Raw genomic sequence first — 16,053 nt, forward strand, 5'->3', positions numbered from 1 at the left:
GGCATAGAGCCGTTTCAGATCTACCGCCTTCACGACTTACAGTAGGAGCTTGCCCATGTTCAACATGCGTCGCCTGATTATCGTCGGAACTGCCGCTGCCATGATGGCCGGCTGTGCTGGCCAGAACCCCTACGAGAACCAGGGGCAAGGCTCCGGTGGCATGAGCAAGACCGCCAAGTACGGTGGCCTGGGTGCGCTGGCAGGTGCCGTTGCCGGTGCTGCCATCGACCATAACCACCGTGGCAAGGGCGCACTGATCGGCGCCGCCGCCATTGGTGCAGCCGCTGCCGGTTATGGCTATTACGCAGACAAGCAGGAAGCCGAACTGCGCGAGAAAATGGCCAACACTGGGGTCGAAGTTCAGCGCCAGGGTGACCAGATCAAGCTGATCATGCCGGGCAACATTACCTTCGCCACCGACTCGGCCAACATTTCCCCAAGCTTCTATGCGCCGCTGAACAACCTGGCAGGCTCGTTCAAGCAATTCAACCAGAACACCATCGAAGTGGTCGGCTTCACCGACAGCACCGGTAGCCGCCAGCACAACATGGACCTGTCCCAGCGCCGTGCGCAGGCGGTCAGTACCTACCTGACTTCCCAGGGCGTCGATGCTTCGCGGGTGTCGGTGCGTGGTATGGGCCCGGACCAGCCGATTGCCAGCAACGCCGATGCCAATGGCCGCGCGCAGAACCGCCGTGTGGAAGTGAACCTCAAGCCAATCCCCGGTCAGCAGTACGACCAGCAACAAGGCCAGGTACAGCAGTACCCTTGATGCTGTTAGGCAGTAAGGGGCTGCGCTGTCGCCCGGCAAGTTGAAGTCGGCAAGCAAGGCGCGGTCCCTTGTGGGAGCGGCGGTGCGGCGATCCGATTTACCCGCGAAGCATCCAGCGCGAAGTATGGCACCGGCTTCGCCGGTGTTCGCGGCTGAAGCCGCTCCCACAGGTCCTGTGAGATCAGCTTGCTACGTGCAGCTCCATGAGCTTGCGATGGGCCGCGAAGCGGCCCCAACCGCCTCAGCCCACCTCACTGGCCTGTATGGCCGTCAACGCGATGGTATGCACAATATCGTCAACCTGCGCGCCACGCGGCAGGTCGTTCACCGGCTTGCGCAACCCCTGCAACATTGGCCCCAGGCTCACACCGTCGGTGCTGCGTTGCACAGCCTTGTGGGTGGTGTTGCCGGTGTTCAGATCTGGGAATACGAACACCGTCGCCCGCCCAGCTACCTGGCTGCCCGGTGCCAGGTCGCGGGCAATCGCCGGGTTGACCGCAGCGTCGTATTGCAACGGCCCATCAATCAACAGCTCTCTGGCCGCCTCTTGGGCAATGCGTGTGGCTTCACGCACCTTGTCCACTTCTTCATCACTGGCCGAGTCGCTTGAATAGCTGATCATCGCCACCCGTGGCGCAATGCCAAACGACTGGGCCGATGCTGCACTCTGCCGGGCGATCTCTGCCAGCTCCGCAGCGCTGGGGTGTGGGTTCATCACGCAATCGCCGTACACCAGCACCTGCTCGGGGAACAGCATGAAGAACACCGAGGACACCAGGCTGGCACCCGGGGCCGTCTTGATCAGTTGCAGGGCCGGGCGAATGGTGTTGGCGGTGGAGTGCACCAGGCCAGAAACCAGGCCATCCACTTCGCCAAGGGCCAGCATCATGGTGCCGATGACCACCGGGTCTTCAAGCTGCTGTTCCGCCATCGGCGCGTTGAGGTTCTTGCTGTTGCGCAGCGTCACCATGGGTTCCACGTAACGGCCACGGATCAGCTCCGGGTCCAGCACTTCCAGGCCATCGGGCAAGGTGATGCCCTGGGCGCGTGCCACGGCGTCCACCTCGTCGGGCTTGGCCAGCAGCACGCAGCGGGCGATACCACGGGCCTGGCAGATAGCCGCCGCCTGTACCAGCAACGGCTCGGCGCCCTCGGGCAGCACGATCCGCTTGTTGGCCTGTTGCGCCCGTTGGATCAACTGGTAGCGGAACACCGCCGGCGACAGACGCAGCTCCCGAGGGGTGCCGCAACGCTGGTGCAGCCAGGCTGCGTCGAGGTGGCTGGCCACGAAGTCGGTGATGAATTCGGCCCGTTCGCGGTCGTCCACCGGGATTTCCCGGTTCAGCGAATTGAGGCGGTTGGCGGTGTCGTAGGAGCCGGTGCTCACCGACAGGATCGGCAGCCCGGCCTGCAGCGCGCCCCGGCACAGGCCAAGGATGCGAGCGTCGGGCTTGCTGTCGCTGGTCAGCAGCAACCCGGCCAGGGGCACGCCGTTGATGGCGGCCAGGCTGACGGCCAGGATGATGTCGTCGCGGTCGCCGGGTGTGACCACCAGCGTACCCGGCGTGAGCAGCGGCACGGTGTTGGCCACGGTGCGTGCGCAGATGATGATCTTGCTCATGCGCCGTTGTTCGTAATCGCCGGCGTTGAGAACCTGGGCGCCCAGCAGGTCAGCCACATCGCGGGTACGCGGGGCGTTCAGTTCGGGCTGGTAAGGGATGCAGCCCAGCAGGCGGAAGTCGTCGCCACGCAACAGCGGCGAGTGCTCGCGAAGGCGGGTGGAGAACGCCGCCATGCTTTCATCGGTGCGTACCTTGTTGAGGATGACGCCGAGCACTTTCGGGTCCCTTGGGCCCCCGAACAGCTGAGCCTGCAGCTCGACCCGGCCAGACAGCTCGCTGAGCACTTCATGCTCGGCGGCCGACACCAGAATCACCTCGGCGTCCAGGCTTTTGGCCAGGTGCAGGTTCACCCGCGCGGCGTAGCTGGCGTGACGGGTAGGCACCATGCCTTCGACCACCACCACGTCGTTACCGACGCAGGCTTGCCGATACAGGGTAATGATACCTTCAAGCAGTTCGTCCAGCTGGCCATCGCCCAGCATCCGCTCCACCTGCCCCAGGCTCATGGGCGTGGGGGGCTTGATGCCATGGGTGCGGGCAACCAGCTCGGTGGACCTTTCCGGGCCCGTGTCGCCTGGGTGCGGCTGGGCGATCGGTTTGAAGAACCCGACCTTCAACCCGGCGCGTTCCAGGGTGCGGATAAGGCCCAGGCTGATGGAGGTAAGGCCGACGCCGAAGTCGGTTGGCGCTATGAAAAAAGTCTGCATGCGTGCTTCTCAAGATAAGCGGTGCAATGAATCAACGCTCAAGGGTAGCGCTATCGGTTGCCGGTGCGCACCCGTTGCACATCAATGCCGGGTGCTGATGCAGCGCAATGATCCGACTGGTGGACCGTTGCTCGTCAGCAGGGCGTTCGCATTCGGGCGATGGCTTGGTTACACTTGCCCGTTCTACATTCTTTTGCAAAAGGTCTTGCCCCATGCTGATCGCCGCCAACAAGGCAGTCTCCATCGACTATACCCTGACCAACGACGCCGGGGAGACCATCGACAGCTCCGCCGGTGGCGCGCCGCTGGTTTACCTGCACGGTGCCGGCAACATCATCCCAGGCCTGGAAAAGGCCCTGGAAGGCAAGCAGGCCGGTGACGAGCTGAACGTCGCCATCGAGCCGGAAGACGCCTACGGCGAGTACCTCGCCGAGCTGGTAAGCACCCTGAACCGCAGCATGTTCGAAGGCGTTGACCAACTGGAAGTGGGCATGCAGTTCCACGCTTCTGCGCCCGATGGCCAGATGCAGATCGTCACCATCCGCGACATCGACGGCGATGACGTCACCGTTGATGGCAACCACCCACTGGCTGGCCAGCGCCTGAACTTTCAGGTCAAGGTCGTCGAAGTGCGTGACGCCACCGAGGAAGAAATTGCCCACCGTCACATCCACGGTGAAGGTGGCCATCACCACTGATTTTCTGCGCTAAGCTCAGAGAGTCGCCAGGCGCTCGGGCAAACCGTTCGGCCTTCCCCAGGGAAGCGGGCGGTTTGGACGAGCGCCTTTTTAGTGGGCGCAATTTGCCTGCGGGGTTGTCGGCATCCTGAGAGGGGGTTTCATCATGAGTGCATTTCACGACCTGAAGTTGAACGCGCTGAACGGCGGTGAGCTGCCCCTGGCGCCTTTCAAAGGCCAAGTGGTGCTGGTGGTCAACGTCGCCTCCAAATGTGGCCTGACGCCTCAGTACAAAGCGTTGGAGAACCTCTACCAGGATTACCGTGACCGCGGTTTCAACGTACTTGGCCTGCCGTGCAACCAGTTTGCCGGGCAGGAGCCGGGCACTGACCAGGACATTCAGGACTTCTGCAGCCTTAACTACGGGGTGAACTTCCCGCTGGGTGCCAAACTGGAAGTGAACGGGCCGCAGCGCCATGCGCTGTATCGGCTGTTGGCAGGCGAGGGGGCCGAGTTCCCGGGTGACATCACCTGGAATTTCGAGAAGTTTCTGGTGGGCAAGGATGGGCGGGTACTGGCGCGCTTTTCACCGCGCACGGCGCCGGATGACCCGGCAGTGGTGCAGGCGATCGAGAAAGCGTTGGGCTGATTGCCGGGTGGTTGGTTTGAGGGGCGCCGTTTGCACGGCGTATGGCCAGCAAGCTGCCGCCAACCGGGTGGGCGCATGCGGGTAGGCTGCCTTGTTGCTGGCAAGCGCTGTGCAGGTAGCTTTCGAACTGCTCGACGATGGCCGGCCAGCCCTGGTGGCTGGCATGCTGGCGGGCATTCAGGCGCACGCGGCGCAGGGTTTCTTCTTCTTCCAGTAACCAGCAGGCAGCATCCATGAAGGCTGCCTGGTCACCTGGCATGGCCAGCGCACCGCTGTGACCGTGGCGGATATGCTGGGCGGCGGCGGCCTCGTCGTAAGCGACCACAGCCAGGCCTGAGGCCATGGCTTCGAGTACCACATTGCCAAAGGTTTCGGTCAGGCTGGGGAACAGGAACAGGTCGCCACTGGCGTAATGCTCGGCCAGCGCTTCGCCGCGCTGGGCACCGCAGAATATGGCATCAGGCATTTGCTGCTGCAGCGCAGCGCGCTGCGGCCCATCCCCCACCACGATCAGGCGTAGACGGCATCGGGGGTGCGCCTGCTGCAAGGCGTGCATGCTTGGCGCCAGCAGGCCCAGGTTCTTTTCCACTGCCAGCCGGCCCACATGCAGCACGGCGATGTCTTCCGGGCCCAACCCCCAGCCGGCGCGCAGGGCCTGGTTGCGCCGGGCGGGGTGGAACAGGCAGGCGTCCACCCCGCGCGCCAACAATGCCAGGCGCTCGAACCCGCGGCGCTCCAGCTCCAGACGCTGGCTGAGGCTAGGGACCAGGGTGACCGCCGTGCGCCGGTGGAACCAGCGCAGGTAATGGGTGAGCAGGCGTGCCAGCAGGCCCAGGCCATACTGGCCCGAGTACTGCGGGAAGTTGGTATGAAACCCGCTGACCACCGCGACCCCCAGGCGCCTGGCGGCGCGCAGGGCACTGAGCCCCAGCGGCCCCTCGGTGGCGATGTAGAGCACATCCGGGCGTTCCCGGCGCCAGCGGCGCAACAGCCTGTGCATCGACACCTCGCCCCATTGCAGCCCAGGGTAGCCAGGTAGCGCCCAGCCCCTGCACAGCACGACTGCGGGGTCGCTCTCTGCCGCCCCGTCACCGGCCTGCCGGGGACGCACTACCGTCACCTTGTGGCCGCGCTGGCACAGCCCCTCGCTAAGGCGGCCAAGGGTGTTGGCCACGCCGTTGATCTCGGGTGGGAAGGTTTCGCTGACCAGGACGATACGCAGGGCGGGTGTGTTCATAAAGAAAGTTTCCGCCGGCAGGGTTGCGCCAATGTGACGTGAACATGACGTAAAGATGACGCCTGATTTGTGCCACTTCATTTTTATGAAATTTTGCGTGGCGAACGCTCAAGACCCTGCCGCGCCCGCCGATTAAAGGGGTATTCGCCCTTACGCTCCAGGAGAGCGGTGATGTTCAATAACAAGCTCAAGCAAGAAATTCGGCAGTTGCGTGAAGACCTGATGACCGTCGAACAGGTCAAGAGCAGCCTCGATAGCGAGATGCTGGTCCTGCAGCTCGACCCTAACGGGCGAATTGAAATGGTCAACGGCAACTTCGAGAGCGAAATGCTCTACCGTGCCGACCAATTGCTGGGGCGCAACATCGAAGACATCGTGCCCACCCACGTCAAGTCGCTGGATTTCTACAAGCGGCTGAAGACCGCCATCAGCCGGGGCGAGCACCTGCACGGTGCGGTACGCCTGTTGCGTGGCGATGGCCAGGAAGCCTGGCTGCGATCGATCCTGCAACCCGTGAAGGGCATCGATGGGCGTATCAAGTATTTCTCGCTGCACTCAAGCGACCTTACCCGCACCATCGTCACCTCCCGCGAGCATGAGAGCCTGATCAAGGCACTGATGCGTTCTACGGCGGTGATCGAGTTCGACCTCGACGGCAATATCCTCACGGCCAACGACCGTTTTCTGTCTGCGGTGGGGTACCGGCTGGACCAGATTCGCGGCAAGCATCACCGCATCTTCTGCGAACCTGAAGAAGCCAACTCCACGGCCTACCAGGCGTTCTGGGACAAGCTGCGCCGTGGCGAGTACATTGCCGAGCGCTTCAAGCGCATCGATGCCCACGGGCGGGTGATCTGGCTGGAGGCGTCCTACAACCCCATCTTCAATGCCCACGATGAACTGTACAAAGTGGTGAAGTTCGCCACTGTGATCACCGACCAGGTCAACCAGGAGCAGGCGGTGGCCAGTGCTGCAGATGTGGCCTACAACACCTCGCGCGACACCGACGACAGCGCGCGCAGGGCCACCGATGTGGTCACCCAGTCCGTCAGCGTGATGCGTGGGCTTGAGGCATCCATGCAGCAGGCCGCCGAAGGTATCCAGGCGCTGGACACGCAGTCGCGGGTGATCGGCTCGATCATCAAGACCATCAGCGATATCGCTGGGCAGACCAACCTGCTGGCGCTCAACGCTGCCATCGAAGCAGCCCGTGCAGGCGAGCAAGGCCGTGGTTTTGCCGTGGTGGCCGATGAGGTACGCCAGCTGGCGTCACGCACCAGCACGGCTACCGAGGAAATCGCCCGGGTGGTCCAGCAGAATGAGCAACTGGCTCAGGCCGCAGTGGCAATCATTGACACCAGCAAGCGGCAGGCTGAGGAAGGTATGGCTTTGGCGGACCAGACAGGTAACGTGATCATCGAGATTCAGGATGGGGCCAAGCGGGTTGTGGACATTGTGGGCCAGTTTTCCAGCAGGCTTGGGCAGTAGTACGCGGTTAAGCGCCTCTCCGATGTGTAGGTAAGGGGGGCGCTGGGCGCCCCATCGCGACCTGCGGTCCCTCCTACGGGCGGTCGTTGGTCAGTTTCGCTCCCGCACCCAGAACAACGTCGCGCCGGCCACCGCCGCCGGCATCATCAGCACGTTCACCCCGGGGAGCAGCAACGCCAGGTACGTCACCCCGCCAAACCCCAGGCTCTGCCAGCGCTTCTGGCGCAGCCAGGCGAGCATGTCCTGCCAGCTCATCTTGTTGTTGTCGGCCGGGTAGTCGATGTACTGGATGGCCATCATCCAGATGCCGAAAATCAACCACAATGGCGCAGCCACCACGTTCACCACCGGGACCAGCGAGAGGATGAACAGCCCAATGGCACGCGGTAAAAAATACCCCAGCTTGCGCATTTCGCGGCTGAGGGTGCGGGGCACCATGGCTGCCAGCTCGCCCCAGCTGAACGCTGGGAAGTTGTCCTTGCCCCGTACCACCACCTCGACCTTTTCTGCCAGAAACCCGTTGAATGGGGCGGCGATTACGTTGGCTACCAAGGTGAAGGTAAAGAACACCATCAGGATGACCAGCGCCACGAACAAAGGCCACAGGATGTACGTGAGAAAGCTCAGCCAGCTGGGCAGGGTAGGCATGAGCGTGTCCACCCACAGGCTGAACTGATGGCCGGCAAAGTAGATCAGGCCACCGAACAGCAATAGGTTCACGGCCAGTGGCAGCAGCACGAACAGCCGCAGGTTGGGGCTCAGCACCAGTTTCAGGCCTTCACGCAGATACTGGGGGCCAGAGAGGACGGGGGCTTGCATCGGGGTACTCCGCAGAGGGTTGAAAACGCGCTGACCTTACCCGAGTTTGCCGCCTGCACCAAAGGCAACACGCTGGCGGGAAACTGCTGGTAACAAACCCGTAGACCACGGAAAGCTGGCAAATTCACCGTATAGACAATGGCTATGAGGTGGATTGTCGAAGGATATTTCCTTAATCTTTGCCACCTCGCTACAGTGCGCTCAACTTTCAGCTTTACGGGCCTGCGCGTCGTAGCCTTCCCCAAAGTGCTGCGCGGGCCCCTTTTATTTCCACAGCTGGCCGGGCCGGTCCATCATGGCCGGTCTCGCAGCCCGCTCGACAGGAGTTCGACATGTCCGAAGTACGTCATTCGCGCGTCATCATTCTGGGTTCCGGCCCTGCCGGTTACAGCGCAGCAGTGTATGCCGCCCGTGCCAACCTCAAGCCGCTGCTGATCACCGGCATGCAGGCCGGTGGCCAGCTGACCACCACGACCGAAGTCGACAACTGGCCGGGTGACCCCCACGGCCTGACCGGCCCGGCGCTGATGCAGCGCATGCAGGAGCACGCCGAGCGCTTCGAGACCGAAATCGTGTTTGACCACATCAACGCGGTAGACCTGGCCAACAAGCCGTTCACCCTCAAAGGTGACAGCGGCACCTACACCTGCGACGCCCTGATCGTTGCCACCGGTGCCAGTGCCCGCTACCTGGGCCTGCCTTCCGAAGAAGCGTTCATGGGCAAGGGCGTGTCGGCCTGCGCCACGTGCGATGGGTTCTTCTACCGCAACAAGCCGGTAGCCGTGGTAGGTGGTGGCAACACTGCCGTGGAAGAGGCGCTGTACCTGGCCAATATCGCCAGCAAGGTGACCCTGGTTCACCGCCGTGACACCTTCCGTGCCGAGAAGATTCTGGTCGACAAGCTGCACGCTCGCGTTGCCGAAGGCAAGATCGAGCTCAAGCTCAACGCCACGCTGGACGAAGTGCTGGGCGACAACATGGGTGTGACCGGTGCCCGCCTGAAGAACAACGACGGCAGCAGCGACGAGCTGAAGGTCGACGGTGTGTTCATCGCCATTGGCCACACCCCGAACACCTCGCTGTTCGAGGGCCAGTTGACCCTGAAGGACGGCTACCTGGTGGTCAGCGGTAGCCGCGAAGGCAATGCTACCGCCACCAACGTAGAAGGTGTGTTTGCCGCTGGCGACGTAGCCGACCACGTCTACCGTCAGGCGATCACGTCGGCGGGTGCGGGCTGCATGGCCGCGCTGGACGTCGAGCGTTACCTCGACGGCCTGGCCAACGCCGCCTTCTGACCTGGCAAGCCGGGGCCGCTTGGCGGCCCCGTGCTACAGGCTGAGGCGCATCGACAGGTCGACCGCCTTTACGTCCTTGGTCATTGCACCGATCGAAATATAGTCCACGCCCGTTTCGGCAATTTCCCGCAGGGTTTCCTCCCTGACCCCACCGCTGGCTTCCAGCTTCGCTTTGCCTGCAGTGATCCCCACCGCCTCGCGCATCTCGTCCAGGGTCAGCTCATCAAGCATGATGATGTCGGCGCCCGCCGCCAGCGCCTGGCGCAGCTCGTCCAGGGTTTCTACTTCAATCTCCACCGGCTTGCCTGGGGCGATGCGGTGCGCGGCGGTTACCGCTTCTGCCACGCCACCACTGGCGGCAATGTGGTTCTCCTTGATCAGGAACGCGTCGTACAAGCCGATGCGATGGTTGTGGCAACCGCCGCAGGTGACTGCGTATTTCTGCGCCAGGCGCAGCCCCGGCAGCGTCTTGCGGGTGTCGAGCAGGCGCACCTGGGTGCCCTGCACCAGGTCGGCCAGCAGCCGGGCGCGGGTAGCTACGCCGGACAGCATCTGCAGGAAGTTCAGGGCACTGCGTTCACCGCTGAGCAGCGACCGCGCCGGCCCCTCCAGGTGGAACAGCGGCTGGTTGGCCTGGGCACGGTCACCGTCGGCTACCTGCCAATGCACCGCAACGCGCGGGTCCAGCTGCCGGAATACCGCATCCACCCACGCAGTGCCAGCGATCACGCACGCCTCACGGGTGATGATGGTCGCTTTGGCCAGGCGCTCGGCCGGGATCAACTGCGCGGTGATGTCGCCACTGCCGATGTCCTCCAGCAACGCGCGGCGCACATTGGCTTCGATTTCAGCGGTCAGGTCGGCAAGGCGTAGGTTCGGCATGTTCGGCTCCACAAGCTAGATGCCGGCGATTATAGGGCAGGGCGCAGGTGTGTACAGCCGCATGGGCGACAACCTCTGGTCACGTGCAGGGAGTCATTTCTGATAAATGCAGGTCACTGTCCCTAGGAAAACGGTGCTGGCAGCAGTGGAATTTTTTGCTGATAATGGCGTCCGTTATTTGGCGTCATAGCTTTGACGATCAAGGGCCATGAACGGCCAGACCCTGCAAGGAGTACAGGATGCGCAAAGAGGGCAAGGTTGTGCCTCTGGCGGCAGCCAGCGACCAAGGACGACGCCCGCCGCTGGCTGGCCTTCCCGTGCTGTTGCTGCAGGTGCGTGACAAGGCCGCCTTGCAACTGCGCCAGGGCCTGCACGACCTGTTCGACAATGCCGACGACACGCTGTTCGAGATGGCGGACAAGGCGGCCGATCGCGGCGGCCAGCACCTGTACTTCGAGGCCATGCGCGACCTGCGCCTCAAGCGCAAGAGCATTGAACGCGGGGTCATCGACACCTTCCATGACAGCTTCGCCTGCCTAGGCGACAACGACCTGGTGGGTGGCTTGATGGTGCCTGCGCCCGTACGCCGTGCGGTTCATCCTCAACTCACAGCCACCATCGACGCCATGGTTGCAAGGGTCAGTGCTCGCGACGCCACCGCGCTGCAGCACATGGGCCTGCGCTTTCAGGCCCTGCTGGAGTGGCCCTTGCCTGAACAGCTCAACCCGCTGGCGCCTGCGGCCCTGTGTGGCTACTTCATCGATGCGGTCCGTAGCCTGGGCGTGGCGGCACGGGTGAAGGATGTGTTGCTCAAGCTGTTCGAGCGCTACGTGCTGCGTGATGCGGACGTCATCTATGACGAAGCCAACCGGTTGATGGCCGCCGCCGGGGTATTGAGCCATTTGCCGCCCAGCCCGCGCCGCCGTGCCGAGGACCGCCCGTTGTCAGTCCGCCAGCCGCTGGACGAAGGTGAAGGCGCGATAGCTGCGGATGCCTCCGGGCAGTTGCTATTCGACACTTTGCAGCCGTTGCTGGCGCGATCGCGCGGGCTGTTTGCCCCGCGGTTGCAGGCCAACGGCAATGCGCAGCCCGTCGACACCGCCGACGTGCTGCGACTGCTGTCGCACTTGCAGCATTACGTACCAGGCCCAGAAGCCATCGACGAGTTCGAGCTGGGGCAGCAGCTTGAACAATTGCTGCTGAGGGTGAGCGTGCGCAGTGGGACGCGGCGGCGAATTCACCCGGCCGACGAAGACATGATCAACCTCATGGGCTGCGTGTTCACCTTTATCGGCTGCGATGAAAACCTCCCGCCTGTTCTTCGCTCGCTGCTCAAGCGCCTGCAAATTCCACTGCTGAAAGTCGCGTTGCTGGACAAGAGCGTGCTGAGCCGGTCTGGCCACCCGGCCCGGCGCTTGCTCAACGAAATCGCCGGGGCCAGCCTGGGTTGCAACCACGACAAGAACGGCCTGGGTGGCAACCTGCAACTGCGGGTAGAGCGAATCGTGCAGCGTGTTCTCAACGACTTCGCTGAAGACCCGCGCCTGTTCGCCGAGCTGCTTGAAGAGTTCCTCGGCCAGAACCAGCACGAGCGGCGCCGTAACGAGCTGTTCGAGCAGCGCACGCGTGACGCCGAAGAGGGGCGGGTCCAGGCCCTCCAGGCCAGGCGGCAGGTTCAGGCGGTGCTGAACCAGCGCTTGCGCGGGCGTGTGCTGCCGCAGGGCGTGGTGCACATGCTGGTGAAGCACTGGAGCCAAGTGCTGATGCTGGCGTGGTTGAAACAGGGTGAGGCGTCGTGGGCCTGGCGCACGGCAGTGCACACCATGGACACACTGCTTGCCAGCGTAACCCCGCCTCATGAACCCGAAGCGCTCGTGCAGCAGGTGCCCGCGCTTCTGAAAGCACTGCGTGAGGGCCTTGCCAGCGTGGCGACCGACTCGGCTACAACTCGCGACTTCTTCTTGCAGTTGGAACAACTGCACCTGCGCGCTTGCACCGGCGAGCAGCTGCCCACGGAGGATGATGTTCTGGTTGCCCAGGACATCATGCTCGATGCGGCGCAAGAGGAGGGCGCCGTGATGCCTCGCCCGGCAGATGGCCCGCTGAGCCAGGTGAACGGTTTGCGTATCGGTACCTGGATCGAGGTGTTGGACGAACAGGAAGCCCAGCGCTGCAAGCTGGTAGCCCGCATCGATAGCCGCGACAGGCTGGTATTCGCCAACCACACCGGCATGAAAGTGCGCGAGTGGGACGTCGCCGGCCTGGGCCTGGCCCTGCAACAGGGCACCGTCCGGGTGCTGGACGACGGCCCCTTGTTCGACCGGGCGCTCGATGCGGTGATCATAAGCCTGCATGACCTGAAGTAGGCCGCATTACAATCATTCACATGCCAAGGGCGATGGCCGCAGGGCATACTGTGCCCCTGTCTGGCGCTTTTCAGGATCTGCCCCATGCAATTGGACCGTGCCAGTGGTTGGTTCCACGGAGACGGAATCACGCACTGCCCCTCGCCAAATTTCAATGCGCGCCCCCAGGGCGAGCCTATCTCCCTGCTGGTTATCCACAACATCAGCCTGCCACCTGCGTGCTTTGGAAGTGGCAAGGTGCAGCAGTTTTTCCAGAACCGGTTGAACCCGGATGAGCACCCTTACTTTGCAGGCATCTGCCACCTGACGGTATCGGCTCACCTGTTCATCGAACGTGACGGCGCCGTGACGCAGTTCGTGTCATTGTGCGACCGCGCCTGGCACGCGGGTGTGTCCAGCTTCGACGGGCGCGAAGACTGCAACGACTTCTCCATCGGCATCGAGCTCGAAGGCACCGACGAGTTGCCCTACACCGATGCCCAGTACCGGGTACTGGAACAGGTGACCCGGCTTATCCGCAGCGTCTTGCCTGCCATTGGGGTGGATCGCATTATCGGCCACAGCGACATTGCCCCGCAGCGCAAGACCGACCCAGGCCCTGCATTCGACTGGTCGCGCTACCGCGAGGCGCTGAACAACGGCGAGGAAAAGGCATGAGTTTTCTGGTGTTGTTGATGGCGCTGTGGTTCGAGAAGTTTTCGGCCATGCGCCACGGGGTGCAGCGCGACAGCTTCTTCCTGGGCGAACTGGTGCGGCTTGAGCGCAGCGGCAAACGGCAGCCAGGCTGGGTGTTGGCTATCGTGGTACTGGCACCGGTCGCCTTGCTGGTGCTGCTATTGCACGTGCTAGAGCCGGTTGCCTATGGCCTGTTGGCCCTGCCCGTGCACCTGCTGGTACTCATCTACAGCCTGGGCCGTGGCGACGTCAAAGCGCCGCTGGGGCCGTTGCGTGATGCCTGGCGCCGGGGCGATGAACAGGCGGCGCTGCATGTGGCAGAGCGCGACCTTGGCCTGGTGGCCGACGGGCCGCGCAGCTTGATGGAGCGGGTGCAGAGCCAGTTGCTCTGGCAGGTGTACCAAGGCTTTTTCGCCGTCATTTTCTGGTACTTCGTGTTGGGCCCCGCCGCCGCGCTGGCTTATCGGCTGCTGGCGCTGTGCACCGAGCACAGCAGGCAACCCGCACTGCAAACCCGTGCTGAACAGCTGCGCCATATCATGGACTGGCTACCCGTGCGTGTGGTGGCGTTGAGCTTTGCCCTGGTGGGCAATTTTGTCGCGGTCACCCGGGTGATGCTCCATGAAGTGCTGAACTGGCACATCAGCGCTGCGCACCTGGTTGCCCGCGTTGGGCGCATTGCTGACGATATCCCCGATGAAGAAGACACCGAACGTGGGCTCGGCCGGCTGGACAGCCTGTGGGAGCTGGTGCTGCGTTGTGGGGTGCTGTGGTATGCGGTGTTCGCGCTGTTAACGGTGCTGCTCTGAATTGCAGATAACGCTATACCCGGCGTTACTGCAACGCCTGCCAGCCGAATAGCTGGCAGGCGTTGCGGGTGCTGGCATCGGCCAGCGCTTGCACATCCACTCCCATCACCTCGGCCAACGCCTGGGCAATGTCTGGCAGATGTTCCGGGCTGTTGCGCACGCCCGGGTGCATAACAGGGGCCATGTCGGGCGCGTCGGTTTCAAGTACCACGGCGTCTAGCGGCAGCCTGGCCAGGGTCTTGCGCAGGCGCAGCGCCTGCGGCCAGGTGCCGGCACCGCCGAGCCCAAGGCGGAACCCCAGCTTGAGGTATTCGCGCGCTTCTTCGTAGCTGCCGGCAAACGCATGAATGATACCGGCCCGTGCCGGCCGGTAGCGCTTGAGGGTTGCGATCACCTGGGCATGGCTGCGGCGCACGTGCAGCAGGGCGGGGAGCTGGAAGTCGCAAGCCATTTGCAGCTGCGATTCGAACAGATGTTGCTGCTGCGCCTTGTCCAGGTGCGGCAGGTAGTAGTCCAGGCCGAACTCACCTACCGCACACAGCCGAGGGTCGCCCTGCAGGCGCTCGAGCCACCCTCGCAGGTGCTCGAGGTCGGCTGGCCGATGCTGCTCAAGGTATACCGGGTGCAGCCCCAGCGCTGCGGGCAGGCGCGGGTCGGCGCAGGCCAGGTCCCACACCCGCTGGAAATTGGCCTGATACACCCCCAGTACCACCATCCTCATCACGCCACGCGCCTGCGCGCGGGCCAGCAGGCCTGCGCGATCGGCATCGAAGTCGGGGAAATCCAGGTGGGTGTGGGTATCGATCAGGCGCATGGTCAGGCCCGGGTGATGCGCTGCTTGAAGGTGCGGCCAACCGCGTGAACCCCGGGCTGGTAGCGTTGTTCTTCGATAGCGGCCAATGCCAGCTCCAGCGCCGTCGCCGCAATCTGGCCGTGCTGCTGGGCCATGGCGTTGACCGGAAGCGGCAGGAAGTCCAGCAGTTGGTTGTCGCCAAAGGTACCCAGTTGTAGCTGACGGGCTCCGGGCGGGCATGCCTGCAGGGTATCGAACACCCCCTGCAGCAGCACGTAGGACGTGGTGATCAAGGCGTCCGGCAGGCTACCCAGGTCATCGATGAGTTGCTGCATCAGTTGCTGGCCGCAGGCACGGCTGAACGCATCGCCCTGATAACGGCGCACTTCGCCGGTGTAACCCTGCAAGGCTTCATCAAAACCGCCGGCGCGGGCCTGGCTGACGGACAGTTCCAGGCGCGCGCCAATCAGCGCGATGCTGTTGGGCGATGCGCTCAGCAGGCTGGCTGCCAGCCGGCGGCTGGCATCGCGGTCATCACTGATCACCGAGCAGAAGTGTGCCGGGTCCAGGCTACGGTCGATGGCGATCACCGGCAGGCCTTTGTCCTGCAGTTCGCGGTAGCTCTGGTCTTCGGGCGGCAGGCAACTGGCGACGAACAGGGCATCGCAACGCCGCGCCCGGAACAACTGCTGCAGTTGCCGTTCGCTGTCAGGCTGGTCGTCGCTGCTGGCAATCAGCAGTTGGTAGCCGCGGGCCCGGGCGCCTTGTTCCAGCTGCTTGGCGATCCGGGCGTAGCTGGGGTTTTCGAGGTCCGGCAGGATGAAGCCCAGGGTACGGGTATGCCGGCTGCGCAGCCCGGCCGCTTGGGGGTTGGGGGTAAAGCCATGGGCCTCCACCACCGCACGAACCCGTTCCACGGTCGTGTTGCTGATGCGCTGCTGTTCGGCCTTGCCATTGATGACGTAGCTGGCAGTGGTCACGGACACACCGGCCAGACGGGCGATATCGCTGAGTTTCACCGAATTTTCCTTGTTATTACCGGGGCTGGCTATAAGCGTTGGCCGGGCATTCTGCCTGGCGGGTGGCTTGCGGCGCAGACGACTATTGTCGCAATTGTCCGACAGGATGGGGCTTTTTCCTCGGAAGATTATCGAGTAACGTGGCCGCCTGGTCAGGTTAAACGTTTCAGCCTCCGAATTTTCTGCCTCGGCTGCCCTCTGTGCAAGGCTGTTGAGCTGGCCATTTCCGTGAATTTCACAACA

The 16,053-nt window shown here is 63.4% G+C and carries 12 protein-coding genes and 4 pseudogenes; 9 read left to right on the top strand and 7 right to left on the bottom strand.

The annotated features are described in order from the left end of the window. Positions 1-55 precede the first annotated feature (55 nt). A complete protein-coding gene (locus tag PPA02S_RS21000) occupies positions 56-772 on the top strand; it encodes a YiaD family glycine zipper/OmpA-like lipoprotein (RefSeq protein ID WP_028631652.1) in 717 nt (238 codons plus the stop codon). 241 nt (positions 773-1,013) lie between these two features. Here the strand turns inward: PPA02S_RS21000 and pta are convergent, their stop codons facing one another. Both pta and PPA02S_RS23405 read right to left on the bottom strand, forming a co-directional pair. Continuing rightward, positions 1,014-3,101, bottom strand: a complete 2,088-nt coding sequence (pta, locus tag PPA02S_RS21005) for a phosphate acetyltransferase (RefSeq protein ID WP_028631651.1) — start codon at positions 3,099-3,101, stop codon at positions 1,014-1,016. A 94-nt stretch (positions 3,102-3,195) separates the two neighbouring features. Then, a pseudogene (locus tag PPA02S_RS23405) lies at positions 3,196-3,315 on the bottom strand (DUF3565 domain-containing protein); the annotation flags it as partial. Between PPA02S_RS23405 and PPA02S_RS21010 the strand changes: the two are divergent. Beyond that, positions 3,314-3,799 (top strand): FKBP-type peptidyl-prolyl cis-trans isomerase, encoded by a 486-nt coding sequence (locus PPA02S_RS21010; protein WP_028631650.1) that lies wholly within the window; start codon positions 3,314-3,316, stop codon positions 3,797-3,799. The pseudogene PPA02S_RS23405 and the gene PPA02S_RS21010 overlap by 2 nt on opposite strands. 145 nt (positions 3,800-3,944) lie before the next feature. After that, positions 3,945-4,427: a glutathione peroxidase gene (locus tag PPA02S_RS21015; RefSeq protein WP_042141859.1), complete on the top strand. Its 483-nt coding sequence runs from the start codon at positions 3,945-3,947 to the stop codon at positions 4,425-4,427. 85 nt (positions 4,428-4,512) lie between these two features. Here PPA02S_RS21015 and PPA02S_RS21020 read toward each other — a convergent pair. Continuing rightward, a pseudogene (locus PPA02S_RS21020) lies at positions 4,513-5,664 on the bottom strand (glycosyltransferase family 4 protein); the annotation flags it as partial. Positions 5,665-5,925: 261 nt separating this feature from the next. On the opposite strand from PPA02S_RS21020, the pseudogene PPA02S_RS23715 reads away from it, so the two are divergent. Beyond that, a pseudogene (locus PPA02S_RS23715) lies at positions 5,926-6,612 on the top strand (PAS domain-containing protein); the annotation flags it as partial. Between the two features lie 126 nt (positions 6,613-6,738). Next, positions 6,739-7,152, top strand: a pseudogene (locus PPA02S_RS23720) (methyl-accepting chemotaxis protein); the annotation flags it as partial. Positions 7,153-7,242: 90 nt separating this feature from the next. Here the strand turns inward: PPA02S_RS23720 and cysZ are convergent. After that, a complete protein-coding gene (cysZ, locus tag PPA02S_RS21030; RefSeq protein ID WP_028631648.1) occupies positions 7,243-7,971 on the bottom strand; it encodes a sulfate transporter CysZ in 729 nt (242 codons plus the stop codon). 332 nt (positions 7,972-8,303) lie between these two features. Between cysZ and trxB the strand changes: the two genes are divergently transcribed. Continuing rightward, positions 8,304-9,266, top strand: a complete 963-nt coding sequence (gene trxB, locus PPA02S_RS21035; RefSeq protein WP_028631647.1) for a thioredoxin-disulfide reductase — start codon at positions 8,304-8,306, stop codon at positions 9,264-9,266. A gap of 33 nt (positions 9,267-9,299) precedes the next feature. Here the strand turns inward: trxB and nadC are convergent, their stop codons facing one another. Beyond that, the gene (gene nadC / locus PPA02S_RS21040; RefSeq protein WP_028631646.1) at positions 9,300-10,148 is read right to left on the bottom strand and encodes a carboxylating nicotinate-nucleotide diphosphorylase; all 849 of its coding nucleotides are present in this window, start codon (positions 10,146-10,148) and stop codon (positions 9,300-9,302) included. 239 nt (positions 10,149-10,387) lie between these two features. On the opposite strand from nadC, the gene PPA02S_RS21045 reads away from it, so the two are divergent. From PPA02S_RS21045 to ampE, 3 genes are all read left to right on the top strand, one after another. Continuing rightward, entirely contained in the window at positions 10,388-12,514 is a 2,127-nt protein-coding gene (locus PPA02S_RS21045) for a DUF1631 domain-containing protein (RefSeq protein ID WP_028631645.1), read from the top strand. Positions 12,515-12,598: 84 nt separating this feature from the next. Then, positions 12,599-13,171, top strand: coding sequence for a 1,6-anhydro-N-acetylmuramyl-L-alanine amidase AmpD (ampD, locus tag PPA02S_RS21050; protein WP_028631644.1), 573 nt, complete (start codon positions 12,599-12,601; stop codon positions 13,169-13,171). Continuing rightward, positions 13,168-13,998: a regulatory signaling modulator protein AmpE gene (gene ampE / locus PPA02S_RS21055; protein ID WP_028631643.1), complete on the top strand. Its 831-nt coding sequence runs from the start codon at positions 13,168-13,170 to the stop codon at positions 13,996-13,998. The genes ampD and ampE overlap by 4 nt, the downstream gene beginning before the upstream one ends. A gap of 25 nt (positions 13,999-14,023) precedes the next feature. Here the strand turns inward: ampE and PPA02S_RS21060 are convergent, their stop codons facing one another. Together PPA02S_RS21060 and cra are read right to left on the bottom strand one after the other, a co-directional pair. Further along, positions 14,024-14,812, bottom strand: coding sequence for a TatD family hydrolase (locus PPA02S_RS21060; RefSeq protein ID WP_028631642.1), 789 nt, complete (start codon positions 14,810-14,812; stop codon positions 14,024-14,026). 2 nt (positions 14,813-14,814) lie between these two features. Next, positions 14,815-15,810 carry a catabolite repressor/activator gene (gene cra, locus PPA02S_RS21065; protein WP_028631641.1) on the bottom strand — a complete coding sequence of 332 codons (996 nt, stop codon included), beginning with the start codon at positions 15,808-15,810 and terminating at the stop codon, positions 14,815-14,817. Positions 15,811-16,053: the final 243 nt, after the last annotated feature.

The sequence above is a fragment of the Pseudomonas parafulva NBRC 16636 = DSM 17004 genome (assembly GCF_000730645.1).
In the GTDB taxonomy this organism is placed as follows: Bacteria; Pseudomonadota; Gammaproteobacteria; order Pseudomonadales; family Pseudomonadaceae; genus Aquipseudomonas; species Aquipseudomonas parafulva.